The following is a 15,012-nucleotide window of genomic DNA, read 5'->3' as shown; positions in this document are numbered from 1 at the left end:
TTATGGTATCGTCTCCCCACTATCGTGCCGATCGGCCGTGCCGCACGTCGGGAGGACGACGACAGCGTGTTCTTCGGGTCCGAATCCAAGCTCGATCTGGCCCAGGCGCTCTATGCCCTTGGTGGTGTGCAGTTTGGCGACTTCGACCTCGGACCGACCGCCGGCCGGTCGCCGATCTACATCAACCCGCGCGTGCTCATCAGCGACCCCGCGGTCCTGCGCCAAATCGCGCGGCTAATCCATCAGGAGATCCAGGCCGATCAGGTCCGGCGCAAGCCCCGCCTGGCCAGTTTCGGCGCGGTGGCTGGCGTGCCGATGGGCGGCCTGCACATCGCTACCGCCTACGCGCTCGTCAGCGATACCCCGCTGCTCTATGTGCGCCCCGACGGCTCGCACCCGGAGATCGAAGGGAGGGTCGTGCCGGGGCAGACCGTCCTGGTGATCGACGACCTGATGACCGGCGGTACCAGCATCCTCACCACCGCTCGGACCCTGGAGAAGGCCGGCTTGATCGTCCGCGACGCGATCGTCCTGATCGATCGGGAGCAGGGCGGCGTCGCCCGGCTGCACGAGCACGGCTATCGGGTCATGCCCATCCTCGGGCTGCGCATGATGATCACGTACTACCACGAGAGCGGCATGATCGACACCGCCGATTACCAGAAGGTGATCGACTACCTCGACAGCACCTCCGGCCGGCATCGCGGGTGACGAGGTCGCCACGACGAGTCCGGCGCACAATACGCAGGCGATCCACACTGTTCTAGCCCCGCTGTATCTCTGACAGTATCGACTCCACAACAGTCCCGGAGTGCGGCCCTCGCCGACGAGCGAGCGCCGGGCACCCGTGGTGGCAGTCTTGGTTTGAGGCCGTGTCATCCTGAGCGGAGCCGGGAGCGGCGATCAGCCGGGCCTGGCGACTCCGTCCGAGTCGAAGGATCTCCCCACTGGGTGGTGGTTCTGACGCGAGATCCTTCGCTTCGCTCAGGATGACATAATGGCGTGGTCGTCCAGCATTGTGTGACACACGGCGGCGTGCAGGGGATTGGTCACCGCGCTGGAGCATGAAACCGGGGTCGAGCGAGGAAGCGCTCGACCCCGGTCGATTACACCGCTTGTGCCTCACCAGAAGGTCACGCGACAGGCATCACGGAACACGCGTGACACGCAACACGCATCACGGAACACACACGACGCCTACAGGATCCGCCGCTCGGCGATGCGGGCGAAGTCGTAGTTGCGCCAGACGGGGATGCCGCAGTAGCGCTCGCCCTCGGGGCAGAAGGGGCGGGTGCCCGCCTCGTGGCGCAGCATGCAGGGCGGCCGGGCGACGTAGCGGCCGATCTCGGGGAGCACCTGCTTGACCTGCTCTGTCTCCTGCCGGGCCGTCTCGAAGATCTCCCGCTGCGCGTCGTAGCAGAGCCGCTTGACCCACTTCCAGAAGTAGGTGAGCAGCGTGCCCGTCTCGTAGAAGCGGACGTGGTGGCTGTTGGGCAGTAGGTAGAGCACCTGCTCGACCGGGACGCCCGCGTCGAGCAGCCGGTTCTTGGCGTCCCAGAGGGCGCGCACCGTGGCGTGGTACTCCTCCAGCGCCTCCGGCACCCGCGCCACGTCGTACGGCACGATCACGTCCGGCTCCTGGCGCAGGTGGGCTGAGAGCACCGGGCTGGAGGAGAGCGTGCCGCGGTGCCGCTGGTTCTGCGCTTCCTCGGCGCCGCTGATGCGCTTTTGGAAGGTGAAGGGGACGTGGTTCATCGTCTGCATCAGCTTGGAGTGCATCGCCAGGAAGAGCGAGTGCCCGTGGTAGTGGTTGCGCGCCGGGTCGAGCACGAGCGCAATCGCCTCGGCGTCGGAGAGCTCGTCGCGGCTGCGGCCGAGCACGGTGCGGACGGCGTTGGCCAGCAGGCGCTCGGCGTTCGGGTTGTAGGCGACGAGCTTTGAGTGGTAGTTGCCCAGCTCGGCGTCGAACTCGCGGAAGAATTCCTCGTTGCCGGTCTGGTCGAGGTTTGCCCGCAGGTTGGCCAGCGCCTGGTACTCCGGGGTGTCCTCGGTCGCGATCAGGCGCAGGTCGAGCGGGTGGCCGGGGGCGCCGAGGAAGTTGGGATCGACCTTCAAGACCTCCTCGACCATCCGATTCACGATGTAGCGGACCTCGCCCGGGACATCGAGCTGGTTGGCCAGCACGTAGTAGCGCAGCAGCGTCAGCCCGTTGACGGTATGGTAGAGGTGTGCCGGGGTCGCCAGCGGCAGCACGTAGCGGGCAACTTCCTGCGCCTTACGCTGCACGTCGCGGTGGACCCGCTCCGCCATCTCCGGATCCCGCGCCTTGGCGCGCGCGGGGAAGACGCGGGCGTAGCGGGCGGTAAGGTCGGGTGTCAGCAGGTCGACCAGCCGCCGGTAGCCCTCCAGCGCCCGCTCGATGGCAGCCGTGTAGATCTCCAGCAGCGGCTCGGGCAGGTCGGGCGTCACCATCGTCTTGCCGCTGACCTCGCGGTAGCGCTGCGAGACTTGCTCGGAGTTGTAGTGCGGGTGGCTGTGGAAGAAGGACCAGATCGCGAGCCGGGAGACGCCGTCGAGCACGAAGACGAAGTTCGCGTGCTGGAAGGTGGTGTGGTGGCCGGCCGCGAAGAGGTCAGGGTAAAGCCGCTGGGCACGCTCACGCCGTGCCGGGCGCACCTCGTCGCCCGGCTCATCCAGCGACGGGTCCATCAGCTTGAGCACGTTCTCAACCCGCGCCGGGCGCGCGCCGTAGCAGGTCCAGGCGGCGGCGACGGTGAGGGCGAACGGGTCGTGCGCCGACTCTTGCCCGATGAGCCGGACGGTCGGCGGTGTCGACCGAAACGGGAACGGGGTCTCGAACGCCTGCTGCCGATCTGCCGGTGCTGCCATGTGCTCACCACCTTGGAGGTACCCGGTCACGGCCGGGACGGGGGGCCGTCGCTGCGTAGCCCGAGTGTACGTACATATTGTACGCTTGTCAACAACGCGGGCCTGGAGCTGGCGATGGACTGTGAGGGGGCGCGAGCATGGTAACCGGGAACGACGCCGCGGACCGCGCGCGGCCACCTGCGCTTGAAGTCTACTCGATGGTGCTGCTCGCGTACGGTGGGCGCTACCTGCTGCTCCGGCGCGCCGCCACCAAGCGCTTCGCGCCCGGCCGCTGGACCGGGCTCGGCGGGCGCGTCGAGCCGGAGGAGCTTGCCGATCTGCACGCCGCCGCGCTCCGGGAGGTCCAGGAGGAGACGGGCATCGCGCCGGAGCAGATCGCCGGCCTGACCCTGCGGCGGGTGCTCGTCCAGGCCCGCCCCGGCGCACCGCTGACGCTCCTTCTCTACTTCACCGGTACCCTCGCCGAGCCGGTGCTCCCCACCAGCGATGAGGGCGATCTCGCCTGGGTCACGGCTGACGAGATCGCCGGGCTCGACGTCATCGACAACACGGCCCAGGTGCTGCCCCTTCTCATCGACGGCCTGACGCGAGACCCCGCCGGCCGCGAGCCCCCGCGTCTCGGCGTGGCGTCGTACCACCCCGATGGGACGCTGGAGCGGATCGTGTGGGGGTGAGACGTGATGCGTGTTGCGTATTGCGTGTTCCGTGTTTCGTGGACCACCGCTGCCTTATCGCCCACGGACACCGAGCACGGACTACGCAATACGACGTACGCAACACGGAACACGCAACACGCATGACGCATGACGAGTGACGTATGACGTGTGACGCATGACGCGCTCGCCTCCCCCCTTCCCCCCACCCCCACTCCCTGCTATGATGAAAAACCGACCGACTCGTCGGTCGGTTTTGTCGCCGAGAGCCGCGGGTGAGGGGAGCGGGGTGTGACGCGAGAGCAGGCGCGCAGCGAGGTCCGGCGCGAGCGCATCCTGGAGGCCGCGCTCGCCATATTCGCCCGGCGGGGTTACCGGGATGCCGCTATGGACGAGATCGCCGCGGCGTCCGGCACCTCCAAGGGCGGGGTCTACTTCCACTTCCCGAACAAGCAGGCCATCTTCCTCTCGCTGCTCGACCGCATGGCGGCGCTCCTGATGACCCGCGCCGAAGCGGCCATCGCCGCCGAGACGGACTCGCTGGCGAAGATGGATGCCGCGCTGCGCGTGGTCCTCGACACCTTCAGCGGGCACCGCTCGCTGGCCCGGCTCTTCCTCGTCGACGCGCTCGGGGCCGGGCGCGAGTTCAACACCAAGATGCTGGAGATCCACCGAGAGTTCGCCGGCCTGATCGCTCGCCACCTGGACGAGGGGATCCGCCGCGGCGACATCGCGCCGGTCGACACACGGGTTGCGGGGCTGGTCTGGTTCGGTGCCATCAACGAGGTCGTCACCGACTGGCTGCTCGACCCAGACCCACCCCCGCTGGAGTCGTACTACCCGACCCTCAGAGCGCTGCTCCGCCGCAGTGTCGGCATGCCGTCCGAGGGGCCTGAAGGAGACGTGTCGTGGCCCTCGATGTGACAGAGCGGATCGACACGGAGCAGGTGCTGGCGCCGCTCCTGGCGCGGGCCCGCCGGTTGGCCGCCGAGCGCGGCGCGCCGGTCCTGGTGAGCTGGAGCGAGCGGGTCGCTGCGGAGGATCCGATCGATGTCTTCGCTCAGGCGGCCACGGCGAGTGACCGCTGCCTCTGGCTCCAACCTGACGCGGACTTCGCCCTGGTCGGGGTCGGCGCCGCCCATGTCATCGAGCCGACCGGTCCGGAGCGCTTCGCGGCGGCGGACGCGGCCTGGCGCGCGCTCCTCGATGGGGCGCTGATCGTTGGCGACGGGCCCGGCCCGACCGTCATCGGCGGCTTCGCCTTCGATCCCGAGCGCCCATCCACTCCCCGCTGGTGCGGCTTCCCTGACGCTCGCCTCATCCTCCCGCGCCAGACGCTCACTCTGCAGGGCGGCGAGTGCTGGCGGCGTGTGAATGTGGTGGTGGGGGATCGGCACCCCTCACCCCCGACCCCTCTCCCAACCTTGGGAGAGGGGAGCATTGAGCACGACGGAATGCCCAGCACGCAGTCGGCGCCGGATTCCCCCTCTCCCAACGTTGGGAGAGGGGGGCAGGGGGTGAGGGCCGTCCCCCGTTTCCTCACCGCCGTCGCCCAGGCTGCAGCGGCGGTTCGCCGTGGCGATCTGGAGAAGGTGGTGCTCGCGCGGGAGGTGCGGGTCGAGGCTGAGGAGCCGTTCGATGTCGAGGCGGCGCTCCGGCGGCTGCGCGATGCCTATCCAAGCTGCTACGTCTTCGCCGTGGCCCGGGGCGAGCGGGTTTTCCTGGGCGCCACGCCCGAGCGCCTGGTGCGGCTGGACGGCCGGACAGTCCGTGTCGCCAGCCTGGCCGGGTCGATCCCGCGCGGGGCGACCCCGGAGGAGGACCGGGAGCTGGCCGCTGCGCTGCTCGCCAGTGCCAAGGACCGCGCCGAGCATGCGGTCGTCGTCCGGGCGATCCGCACGGCGCTCGACGGTCCGTGCGTCGAGGTCGAGACCCCGGACGAGCCGGAGATCCTTTCCGTCCGGAACGTGCACCACCTCTACACCCCGGTCACCGCACGGCTGCGCGACGGAGCGACGCTGATGGACCTGGTCGCGCGCCTGCACCCGACCCCGGCGGTGGGCGGGACGCCCCGCGCGGAGGCGCTGCGCTACATCCGGGAGCACGAGGGACTGGATCGCGGCTGGTACGCCGCGCCGGTGGGCTGGATGGATGCTTCCGGTCAGGGTGAGTTCGCCGTGGCCCTGCGCTCGGCGCTGGTCGAGGGGGCCGAGGCGTCGCTGTTCGCCGGCTGCGGCATCATGGGCGACTCCGACCCGGAGCGGGAGTATGCCGAGTCGTCGGTGAAGCTGCGGCCGATGCTCGCGGCGCTGGGGATCGAGGGGGCAGAGACCGAGTGACGCACGAGCAGGTCTTGTTCACCTACGTCGGTGCCTTCGTGGACGAGCTCGCCCGGGCGGGGGTGCGCCACGTGGTCTTCGCGCCCGGCTCCCGCTCCACGCCGCTGGCGGTGATGCTGGCGCGCCATCCGGACATCCGCCTCTGGCTGCACCTGGACGAGCGCTCGGCCGCCTTCTTCGCGCTCGGCATGGCCAAGGCGCGGCGCGAGCCGGTCGCGGTCGTTTGCTCTTCCGGAACGGCGGCGGCGAACTTCCTCCCCGCTGTGGTCGAGGCCCGCTATGCCCGGGTGCCGCTGCTGTTGCTGACGGCCGACCGCCCGCACGAGCTGCGCGATGTCGGCGCGCCGCAGGCCATCGATCAGATTCATCTCTTCGGCAGCAACGTGAAGTGGTTCGTTGATGCGGCCCCGCCGGAGGCGACGCCCGGCATGCTGCGATACGCCCGTATGCTCGCCGCACGCGCCGCCGCCACCGCGCTCGCTGACCCGGCCGGCCCGGTGCACCTCAACTTCCCCTTCCGCGAGCCGCTCATGCCGCTGTCACCGGAGGAGGATGCGCCCGCCGAGGGCGTGGCGACGGGTATCACGGTCTCGCGTGCCCCGCGCGTGCCCGACCCGGCGACGGTGCAGGCTCTGGCGAAGGAGCTGGCCGCCGCCCGGCGGGGATTGATCGTCTGCGGGCCGCAGACAGACCCGGACCTCGGTCCGGCGGTGGTTGGGCTTGCTCGCGCGCTCGGCTTCCCGGTGTTGGCCGACCCGCTATCGCACGTGCGCTGTGGGCCGCACGTGGACGATGTCGTGCTCGACGCCTACGATGCGTTCCTGCGCGACCCGGCGCTCGTCGAGCGCCTGGCGCCCGATCTGGTGCTGCGCTTCGGCGCCATGCCGACATCCAAGCCGGTGCTGCTCTACCTGCAGCGCCACCCGGCCGCGCGGCACATCGTGGTCGACGGTGGCGACGGCTGGGAGGATCCCGCACTCCTCGCTGCCGAGGTCGTCCACGCCTCGCCCACCCACCTCTGCTCCGCGCTTACGGATCTCCCCCTCTCCCAGCATTGGGAGAGGGGGTCGGGGGGTGAGGGCCGACCCACCTGGCTCACCACCTGGCAGCAGGCCGACCGCGCCGCTCGCGGCGCGATCGCGCAGCGGCTGGCCGGAATGGACGAATTGTTCGAGGGTAAGGTCTTCGCCGAACTTGCCGCGCTGCTGCCGGAGGGGAGCACCCTGTTCGCCGGGAACAGCATGCCGGTGCGGGACCTCGATACCTTCTTCCCTCGGAGCCAGCGGGCGATCCGTTTCCTGGCAAACCGGGGCGCCAACGGCATCGACGGCGTGATCTCCAGCGCGCTCGGCGCCGCGGCCGCCAGCGACGGACCGCTGGTGCTGGCGATCGGCGACATCTCCTTCTACCACGACATGAACGGCCTGCTGGCCGCGAAGCTGCACGACCTGAGCGCGACCATCGTCCTGTTCAACAACGACGGCGGTGGGATCTTCTCCTTCCTGCCCCAGGCCGCCTATCCGGAGCACTTCGAGGCGCTCTTCGGCACGCCCCATGGCCTCGATTTCCGCCCCGTGGCCGACCTCTACGGTGCGGCGTACACCCGGATCGCGACCTGGGACGCCTTCCGGGAGGCCGTTGCGCAAGGCGTCGCGGCGTCGGGTCTGAGCATCGTCGAGGTGCCGACCGACCGGGAGCGGAACGTGGCGCTCCACCGCGAGATGTGGCGCGCGGTGTCGGCCGCGCTGGCGGGTGAGGTGCCGGCGTGGGCCTGATCGCGGTCAACGGCGTCCGTCTCCACGTCGAGCGCGGGGGCGACGGTCCCCCGCTGCTACTGCTCCACGGCTTCACCGGCAGCGCGGCCACGTGGGAGCCGCTGCTGCCCGCCTTGCAGGCGCACTTCCACACGGTCGCGCCCGACCTGATCGGGCACGGCCGTTCCGACGTGCCCGCCGACCCGGCCCGGTACGCCATGGATCGCTGCGTGGCGGATCTCGTCGCGCTGCTCGACGCGCTCGACATCGACCGCGCTGCCGTGCTCGGCTATTCGATGGGTGGGCGGACGGCGCTGCACCTGGCGCTGGCCGCGCCCGAGCGGGTGAGCGCGCTGGTGCTGGAGGGTGCGTCGCCGGGCATCGCCGACCCGGATGAGCGCGCGGCCCGCGTGGCAAGCGATGCGGCCCTGGCCGACCGGATCGAGCGTGAGGGGCTGCAAGCCTTCGTCGATGCCTGGGAGCGATTGCCCCTCTTCGCCAGCCAGCAGCGGCTGCCGGAGGCGACGCGGGCGCGCCTGCGAGCGCAGCGTCTCAGCCACACCCCACGCGGCCTCGCCAATAGCCTGCGCGGCATGGGCGCCGGGGCCATGGCGCCGGTGCACGACCGCCTGGGTGAGATCGCTGTGCCGGTGTTGCTCATCGCCGGGGAGCTTGACGGAAAATACGTGGAGATCAGTCGCGCCATGGCGGGCGCCATGCCGCAGGCGACGGTCAGGATCATCCCCGACGCCGGGCATGCCCCGCACCTGGAGCAGCCTGAGGCGTTTGTCGAGGCGGTGCTGGGGTTCCTGGTGGAGAAGAGGGAGCGACCGGCTCGGACGTGAAGACGACGCGGTATTTTGAAGAGCAGGTCTTGCGGAAGCGGCCCTATATCCGGCGTGAGTGGTGTGAGGAGGCGCTGCGCAATCCGGCGCACCGCGAGGTGCAGGGTGACGGACGAGTTCGATATTGGATCTGGGTGCCCGAGCTCTAGAAGTATCTGCGTGTGGTGACGCTCGAGGACGGCGAGACCGTGCACAATGCCTTCCCCGATCGCGGTTTCAAGGAGGTCCAGCCGTGAAGTTCCATTACTACCCCGAGACCGACTCGCTCTACATCGATCTGGCCGAGCGGCCCAGCGCAGAGTCGCGCGAGGTCGCGCCCGGCGTTGTGCTGGACTTCGACGCGGAGGGCCGGCTCGTTGGCATCGATATCGACCATGCCAGCCAGGTCGCTGATCTGTCGCGCCTCGAGGCGGTGGAGTTGCCGCTGGCGAGTCTCTCCCTGGAGCGATGAGCCGGGGGAGGCGTTTGGTCCGGGTCGAACCTACCGTGGATGGAAGCGAAGGCATCTCATGATCCCACCCATCCTGCGCGATTTTCCGGAGCAGTTCGAGACGGAGCGGCTGCTGATCCGGGCGCCGTTGCCGGGCGACGGCGCGGAGGTGAACGCCGCGATCCTGGAGTCGCTCGACCGGCTGCGTCCCTGGATGGAGTGGGTCCACCCGGTGCCGAGCGTGGACGACACTGAAGCGAACATCCGCCAGGCGCGGGCCGACTTCCTGACCCGCACTGAGCTCCGGTTGCATCTGTACGAGAAGACGACCGGCGCCTTCGTGGGCAGCAGCGGCCTGCACCGCATCGACTGGCGGGTGCCCAAGATGGAGATCGGCTACTGGGTGCGGACCCGGTACGAGGGGCAGGGGTACGTAACCGAAGCGGTGCGCGGCATCACCCGCTTCGCCTTCGAAACCCTCGGCGCGCGGCGAGTCGAGATCCGCTGCGACGCGAACAATGCCCGCAGCGCCCGGGTTGCCGAGCGCGCCGGGTACCGGCTGGAGGCCCGCCTGCGCAGCGAGGCCATTACGCCGTCCGGCGCGCTGCGCGACACGTTGATCTATGCCCTCCTGGCTGACGAGTGGGAGCGGGGGAAGTGAGCCGCGAGAGCGGCCCTCACCCCCTGACCCTCTCTCCCAACGTTGGGAGAGGGGGAACATCGTGACGACGTGCTCTCCTCTCTCCTGGTGGGCTCTGTCCGAGAGGGAGCCGGGGTGAGGGGACGGATGACGTATGACGCATGACGCATGAGGGAGGAGGTCCAATGAGCGGAGTCACCTGGGTACCGATCAAGCAGTACACCGATATCCGTTACGAGCGGGCCGAGGGGGAGGGGATCGCCAAGATCACCATCAACCGGCCGGAGGTCCGCAACGCGTTCCGGCCGCTGACGGTGTTCGAGATGTCCGATGCGTTCCACCACGCGCGGGAGGACCCGACGATCGGGGTGGTGCTCCTGACCGGCGAGGGGGACAAGGCGTTCTGCTCCGGCGGTGATCAGAAGGTCCGGGGCGATGGTGGCTACGTCGATGACCAGGGGATTCCGCGGCTCAACATCCTCGATGTCCAGCGGCAGATCCGGCTCCTGCCCAAGCCGGTGATCGCGGTCGTGGCCGGCTATGCGATCGGCGGCGGCCACGTGCTCCACCTGCTCTGCGACCTGACCATCGCCGCGGACAACGCAATCTTCGGCCAGACCGGCCCCAAGGTCGGCAGCTTCGACGCCGGGTATGGTGCGACCTATCTCGCCCGGGTCGTCGGGCACAAGAAGGCGCGCGAGATCTGGTACCTCTGCCGTCAGTACACCGCCCAGGAAGCGCTCGAGATGGGCCTGGTGAACACCGTCGTCCCGCTGGAGCGGCTGGAGGAGGAGGCGGTGCAGTGGGCGCGCGAGATCCTGGAGAAGAGCCCGACGGCGATCCGCTTCCTCAAAGCGGCGTTCAACGCCGACACCGACGGCCTGGCGGGACTGCAGCAGCTCGCGGGCGACGCGACGCTGCTCTACTACCTGACCGATGAGGCCAAGGAGGGACGCGACGCCTTCATCGAGAAGCGCAAGCCCGACTTCTCCAAGTTCCCACGCTTTCCGTAGGATTGACGCGGGTGAGGGCGGCGCGATCGGGCACGCGGGCATCGCATGGAGCCTTGCCCGGCCTGTCTTCTCCCCCTCTCCCCTCGTGGGCTCCGTCCGAGAGGAGGGAAGGGGGGAGGGGAGACTGCCCCTGGGAGCAATGAGGGCTGAGGAGTGAGGGCCGATCACAGATGCAGCAGAGCGGGACGCTGACACCGCCGAGTCGGATCAAGGTGTGGGTGATGGCCGCGCGGTTGCCGACGCTGCCGGCCGCGATCGCGCCGGTGCTGGTCGGAACTGCGGCCGGGGTGGCCGCCGGCGCCTTCCGCCCGCTCCCGTTCCTGGCCGCGCTGGTGGCCGCCGTGCTGATCCAGATCGGTACCAATTACGCCAACGACCTGTCCGACTTCCACAGGGGCGCCGACACCGCTCAGCGGCTGGGCCCGGTGCGGGTCACGCAGCGCGGGCTGGTGACGCCCGAGCAGATGAAGCGGGCGACGATCCTGACCTTCGGCGCTGCCGCCCTGGTCGGCCTCTACCTGGTCATGGTCGGTGGCTGGCCGATCCTGGTGATCGGTCTGCTGTCGATCCTCTGCGGGTGGGCATACACCGGCGGCCCCTGGCCGTTCGGCTACCACGGGCTGGGCGACCTCTTCGTCTTCATCTTCTTCGGCGTGATCGCCGTCACCGGCAGTGCCTACCTCCAGTCCGGCACCGTCGACGCGCTCTCGCTCGCCGTCTCGGTGCCGGTCGGGCTGCTGGTGACGAACATCCTGGTCATCAACAACCTGCGGGACATCGACACCGACCGTGCCGCCGGGAAGCGCACCCTGGCGGTGCGGATCGGCGCCCGCGCGAGCCGGGTCCAGTACGCCCTCTTCGCCTTTGTCGCTTATCTCGTCCCGCTGCTGTTGTGGTTGACCGGCGCCGCCAGCGCCTGGGTGCTGCTGTCGTGGCTCTCGCTGCCGTTGGGTATTGCACTGGTCCGGACCACGCTCGGCGGCGCGACCGGCACCGCCCTGAACCCGATACTCAAGCGCACGAGCCAGCTCCACCTGCTCTTCGGCGCATTGCTTGCTCTGGGCCTGCTGCTGTGAGGGTCACCCGGCTTGAGATCACACCCTACCGCATCCCCTTCGCCGCCGGGTTCGCCACGGCGCACGGCCGTGCGACAGCGCGCGAGGGCCTGATCCTCCGGCTGGCGACGGATGCCGGGGTCGAGGGTCTGGGCGAGGCTGCGCCGCTGACGGAGTTCGGTGGCGGCACTGCTGCCGATGCGGCGGCCCTGCTGGAGGCCCTCACACCGGCGCTCACCGGCGCAACGCTGGAGGCACTGCTCGACCGCTGCGCTGCCCTGCCGCTCGATCGGCCCGGCGTGGCCGCGGTCCGCTGCGCGCTGGAGACGGCCGCGCTCGACGTGCTCGGCCGCGCGCGGGGCGTGCCCCTCGCGGCCCTGCTGGCGCCGAACCACGCGGCGGAGGTGCCGGTCAACGCGACCGTCGGCGTCCCCGGCCTGGAGGACGCGGCCGCGGCCGCGAAGCAGGCCGTCGAGGCCGGGTTCCGCACGGTCAAGCTCAAGGTCGGTATCGTCGGGTCGCCCTCGGCCGAGGTGGAGCGGGTGGCGGCGGTACGTTCGGCGGTTGGCCCCGACGTCGCGCTACGCCTTGACGCCAACGGCGCCTGGACGCCCGACGAGGCTATCGCCCTGCTGCGGCGACTCGCCGCCTACAACCTGGATCTGGTGGAGCAGCCCGTCCCGCCGGGTGACGTGGCCGGGCTCGCGCGGGTACGACGGGCGGTCGATGTACCGATCGCGGCCGATGAGTCGGCCACCACACTCGATGCTGTGCGGGCGCTGCTCCAGGCCGACGCGGTCGATGCTGTCGTGGTCAAGCCGATGGTGGCGGGCGGTCCCCGAGCGGCGCGGGACATCATCGAGGAGGCGACCGATGCCGGGCTGCGTGCGATCGTGACCAGCACCATCGACGCCGGGGTCGGCACCGCGCTCGCCCTGCACGTGGCCGCCACTCTGCCCGATCCCATCCCCGCCTGCGGTCTGGCCACCGGCTCCCTCCTCACCAGCGACCTTCTCGCCAGCCCGCTCGAGGTTCACCAGGGGAGGATGGCACTCCCGGCCGGAGGTGGATTGGGAGTGGAGGTGTGATTCGAGTTCCGTGTTGCGTGTTCCGTGTTGCGTGTGGCGGAACGCGGGATAATCCGAGTGAAAGAAGCGTGGGCTACCTCACGGCACCCCTTAGCCATGCCATAGAGGCAACACGGGGATGATGACACCGTAGAGCGCACGGAGGTACGACGGGTGGGCGATCGCAGGCAGGTGGGCACGGTACCATTTGAGGAATGGCAACGATCGGTGCCGCGGGCGATTGTGGCTGATCCGCTATGGCGGATGGAGGTTTATCGGCTCAGCCTGTACGCGGCGGATATCGGCTGGAGCGACGTGACAGCACTGACGCGCGACCGCCGTACGCTCGCCTTGTCGACGCAACTCTACCGATCCCTGGGGTCGATCAGCGCGAACATCGCTGAAGGGTACAGCCGCGGATCCGACAGGGACCGTGTTCGGTTTTACGAGTATTCGCTAGGCTCCGCTCGAGAGAGTCGAGACTGGTATTACAAGGCCAGGCATGTCCTTGACCACGACGTGATCCATCACCGAGTCGACTTGATGTCCCAGATAATCCGCTCCTTGCTCGTGATCATCCCAGCCCAGCGTGGACGAGCCGTCCACGAGGACCGAGCCCCGTACGACGCGGATGATCTCTAACGGAACACGAAACACGGAACACGAAACACGGAACACGGAACACGAAATACGGAGCTCGGAACTACGTTATGACCCAACTCCTACCCACCCACCCCCTCCCCGACTGGCTCGCGTCCCGCGCCCGGAGCACGCCGGAGCGGGTGGCGCTGATGGCCGGTGGGGAGTCCTGGACATTCGCGGAACTGGACGCGCGGGTGGACGCTATGGCCCGGCGGCTGGCGGCGCTCGGCGTCGGCGCCGGGGACCGGGTCGCGACCCTGCTGCGGAACGGGCCGGCCGTCGTGGAGATCGTCCACGCCCTGGGCCGCCTCGGCGCGGTGCTGGTGCCGATCAACATTCGGCTCACGGCCGGCGAGGTCGCCTGGCAGGTGGCCGACTCCGGCGCCCGGCTGTTGGTGTGCGACACGCACACCGCAGGTGTGGCGGCGGCGGTGCCGGTGCCGCGGCTCGCGACGGTCGGCGCGGTGCCGGACGCGCCGCCGGGGGCCGTCGCGCTGGAGACAGTCCCGGAGGCGGACGTGGCGCTGGTCGATCGACACGCTCCGGAGGAGATCCACAGCATCGTCTACACCTCCGGCACGACCGGCCGGCCCAAGGGGGCGCTGCTCACCTACGGAAACTTCTGGTGGAGCGCCGTCGGCTCAGCGCTCAACCTGGGCCTGCACGCCGACGACCGCTGGCTGGCCTGCCTGCCTCTGTTCCACGTCGGCGGACTGTCGATCCTGACCCGTGGCGCGATCTACGGCATGACGGTCGTCCTCCATGAGACGTTCGACGCCGAGGCGGTCAACCGCGCCATCGACGAGGAGCGGGTGACGATCGCCTCGGTCGTGGCGACGATGGTGTGGCGCATGCTCGCGGCACGGGGCGAAAAGCCGTATCCCCCCTGGCTGCGCTGCCTGCTGCTTGGCGGCGGGCCTGCCCCGCGGCCGCTGCTGGAGATGTGCGCCGCGCGCGGCATTCCGGTGATGCAGACCTATGGTCTGACCGAGACGGCGTCGCAGGTGGCGACGCTGGCGCCAGAGGACGCGCTTCGCCGGATCGGCTCGGCCGGCAAGCCGCTCTACCCCAACGAGGTTCGCATCGAAAAGGACGGGCGACCGGCGGCGCCGGGCGAGGCCGGCGAGATCCTGGTCCGCGGGCCGATCGTGACCGCCGGCTACCATGGGCGGCCGGAGGCGACGGCACGGGCGATCGTGGACGGCTGGCTGCACACCGGCGATGCCGGTTACCTGGATGAAGACGGTTATCTCTACGTGCTCGATCGCCGCGACGACCTGATCGTCACCGGCGGGGAGAACGTCTACCCGTCCGAGGTGGAGGCGGTGCTGTTGGCTCATCCCGCGGTGCGGGAGGCGGGCGTGTTCGGCCTACCCGACCCCGAGTGGGGCCAGACCGTGGCGGCCGTGGTACGGTTGGAAGCGGGAGCGGAACTGTCGGCCGAGGACCTCCGCGCCTTCTGTCGGGGGCGGCTGGCAGGCTATAAGATCCCGTCGCGAATGCGATTTACTCACGAACCGCTACCGCGTAACGCGGGTGGCAAGTTACTGCGGCGGGTGTTGCGCGAGTCCTGGACGACGTGCGATCCGGCGCCTGAAACCTGATTGTGCAGGCTGTGGCCGCCATGTAAAATCTGCCGGGCGTTTCATTGGCCGGGCGACACCCCGCGTAGCGATGTTGGGCAG

At 69.6% G+C, this 15,012-nt stretch carries 14 protein-coding genes and 1 pseudogene; 14 read left to right on the top strand and 1 reads right to left on the bottom strand.

All coding sequences use genetic code 11. The features are described from left to right. The first annotated feature begins 66 nt into the window (after positions 1–66). A complete protein-coding gene (locus STHE_RS15170; RefSeq protein WP_012873466.1) occupies positions 67–711 on the top strand; it encodes an orotate phosphoribosyltransferase in 645 nt (214 codons plus the stop codon). Positions 712–1,197: 486 nt separating this feature from the next. On the opposite strand, the gene STHE_RS15165 is transcribed toward STHE_RS15170, so the two are convergent. After that, positions 1,198–2,889, bottom strand: a complete 1,692-nt coding sequence (locus STHE_RS15165; protein WP_012873465.1) for an FAD-dependent thymidylate synthase — start codon at positions 2,887–2,889, stop codon at positions 1,198–1,200. Positions 2,890–3,026: 137 nt separating this feature from the next. On the opposite strand from STHE_RS15165, the gene STHE_RS15160 reads away from it, so the two are divergent. From STHE_RS15160 to STHE_RS15100, 13 genes and pseudogenes are all read left to right on the top strand, one after another. After that, positions 3,027–3,563, top strand: coding sequence for an NUDIX hydrolase (locus STHE_RS15160; RefSeq protein WP_012873464.1), 537 nt, complete (start codon positions 3,027–3,029; stop codon positions 3,561–3,563). A 270-nt stretch (positions 3,564–3,833) separates the two neighbouring features. After that, the gene (locus STHE_RS15155; RefSeq protein WP_012873463.1) at positions 3,834–4,466 is read left to right on the top strand and encodes a TetR/AcrR family transcriptional regulator; all 633 of its coding nucleotides are present in this window, start codon (positions 3,834–3,836) and stop codon (positions 4,464–4,466) included. Then, positions 4,451–5,881 (top strand): isochorismate synthase, encoded by a 1,431-nt coding sequence (locus STHE_RS15150; protein ID WP_052295394.1) that lies wholly within the window; start codon positions 4,451–4,453, stop codon positions 5,879–5,881. Before STHE_RS15155 ends, STHE_RS15150 begins: the two co-directional genes overlap by 16 nt. After that, positions 5,878–7,656, top strand: coding sequence for a 2-succinyl-5-enolpyruvyl-6-hydroxy-3-cyclohexene-1-carboxylic-acid synthase (gene menD, locus STHE_RS15145; protein WP_012873461.1), 1,779 nt, complete (start codon positions 5,878–5,880; stop codon positions 7,654–7,656). The genes STHE_RS15150 and menD overlap by 4 nt, the downstream gene beginning before the upstream one ends. After that, positions 7,647–8,480 carry a 2-succinyl-6-hydroxy-2,4-cyclohexadiene-1-carboxylate synthase gene (gene menH, locus STHE_RS15140; protein ID WP_012873460.1) on the top strand — a complete coding sequence of 278 codons (834 nt, stop codon included), beginning with the start codon at positions 7,647–7,649 and terminating at the stop codon, positions 8,478–8,480. The genes menD and menH overlap by 10 nt, the downstream gene beginning before the upstream one ends. Continuing rightward, positions 8,477–8,716: pseudogene (locus STHE_RS19715) on the top strand (hypothetical protein). Before menH ends, STHE_RS19715 begins: the two are co-directional and overlap by 4 nt. Continuing rightward, the gene (locus tag STHE_RS15130) at positions 8,713–8,931 is read left to right on the top strand and encodes a DUF2283 domain-containing protein (protein WP_012873459.1); all 219 of its coding nucleotides are present in this window, start codon (positions 8,713–8,715) and stop codon (positions 8,929–8,931) included. The pseudogene STHE_RS19715 and the gene STHE_RS15130 overlap by 4 nt, the downstream one beginning before the upstream one ends. A 58-nt stretch (positions 8,932–8,989) precedes the next feature. After that, positions 8,990–9,571: a GNAT family N-acetyltransferase gene (locus STHE_RS15125; RefSeq protein WP_012873458.1), complete on the top strand. Its 582-nt coding sequence runs from the start codon at positions 8,990–8,992 to the stop codon at positions 9,569–9,571. Between the two features lie 164 nt (positions 9,572–9,735). After that, positions 9,736–10,563, top strand: coding sequence for a 1,4-dihydroxy-2-naphthoyl-CoA synthase (menB, locus tag STHE_RS15120; RefSeq protein ID WP_012873457.1), 828 nt, complete (start codon positions 9,736–9,738; stop codon positions 10,561–10,563). Between the two features lie 170 nt (positions 10,564–10,733). Next, complete coding sequence (locus tag STHE_RS15115) at positions 10,734–11,639, top strand: 1,4-dihydroxy-2-naphthoate polyprenyltransferase (protein WP_012873456.1); 906 nt, start codon at positions 10,734–10,736, stop codon at positions 11,637–11,639. Then, a complete protein-coding gene (gene menC / locus STHE_RS15110) occupies positions 11,636–12,706 on the top strand; it encodes an o-succinylbenzoate synthase (protein WP_012873455.1) in 1,071 nt (356 codons plus the stop codon). The genes STHE_RS15115 and menC overlap by 4 nt, the downstream gene beginning before the upstream one ends. A 243-nt stretch (positions 12,707–12,949) precedes the next feature. After that, positions 12,950–13,327 (top strand): four helix bundle protein, encoded by a 378-nt coding sequence (locus STHE_RS19710; protein WP_083776226.1) that lies wholly within the window; start codon positions 12,950–12,952, stop codon positions 13,325–13,327. Between the two features lie 68 nt (positions 13,328–13,395). Further along, positions 13,396–14,931: an o-succinylbenzoate--CoA ligase gene (locus tag STHE_RS15100; protein WP_012873453.1), complete on the top strand. Its 1,536-nt coding sequence runs from the start codon at positions 13,396–13,398 to the stop codon at positions 14,929–14,931. The last annotated feature ends 81 nt before the right edge of the window (positions 14,932–15,012 follow it).

The sequence above is a fragment of the Sphaerobacter thermophilus DSM 20745 genome, assembly GCF_000024985.1.
GTDB classification, from domain to species: Bacteria; Chloroflexota; Chloroflexia; order Thermomicrobiales; family Thermomicrobiaceae; genus Sphaerobacter; species Sphaerobacter thermophilus.
The sequence above is the reverse complement of the archived record's forward strand: the minus strand, read 5'-3'. Positions and strand labels throughout refer to the sequence as shown.

What these genes read in the sequence shown, in the direction of transcription:
- STHE_RS15125 (WP_012873458.1), top strand. Translation starts at nt 8,990, where the DNA reads ATGATCCCACCCATCCTGCGCGATTTTCCGGAGCAGTTCGAGACGGAG.
- STHE_RS15115 (WP_012873456.1), top strand. Translation starts at nt 10,734, where the DNA reads ATGCAGCAGAGCGGGACGCTGACACCGCCGAGTCGGATCAAGGTGTGG.
- STHE_RS15100 (WP_012873453.1), top strand. Translation starts at nt 13,396, where the DNA reads ATGACCCAACTCCTACCCACCCACCCCCTCCCCGACTGGCTCGCGTCC.
- STHE_RS15160 (WP_012873464.1), top strand. Translation starts at nt 3,027, where the DNA reads ATGGTAACCGGGAACGACGCCGCGGACCGCGCGCGGCCACCTGCGCTT.
- menB (WP_012873457.1), top strand. Translation starts at nt 9,736, where the DNA reads ATGAGCGGAGTCACCTGGGTACCGATCAAGCAGTACACCGATATCCGT.
- STHE_RS19710 (WP_083776226.1), top strand. Translation starts at nt 12,950, where the DNA reads ATGGAGGTTTATCGGCTCAGCCTGTACGCGGCGGATATCGGCTGGAGC.
- STHE_RS15165 (WP_012873465.1), bottom strand. Translation starts at nt 2,889, where the DNA reads ATGGCAGCACCGGCAGATCGGCAGCAGGCGTTCGAGACCCCGTTCCCG.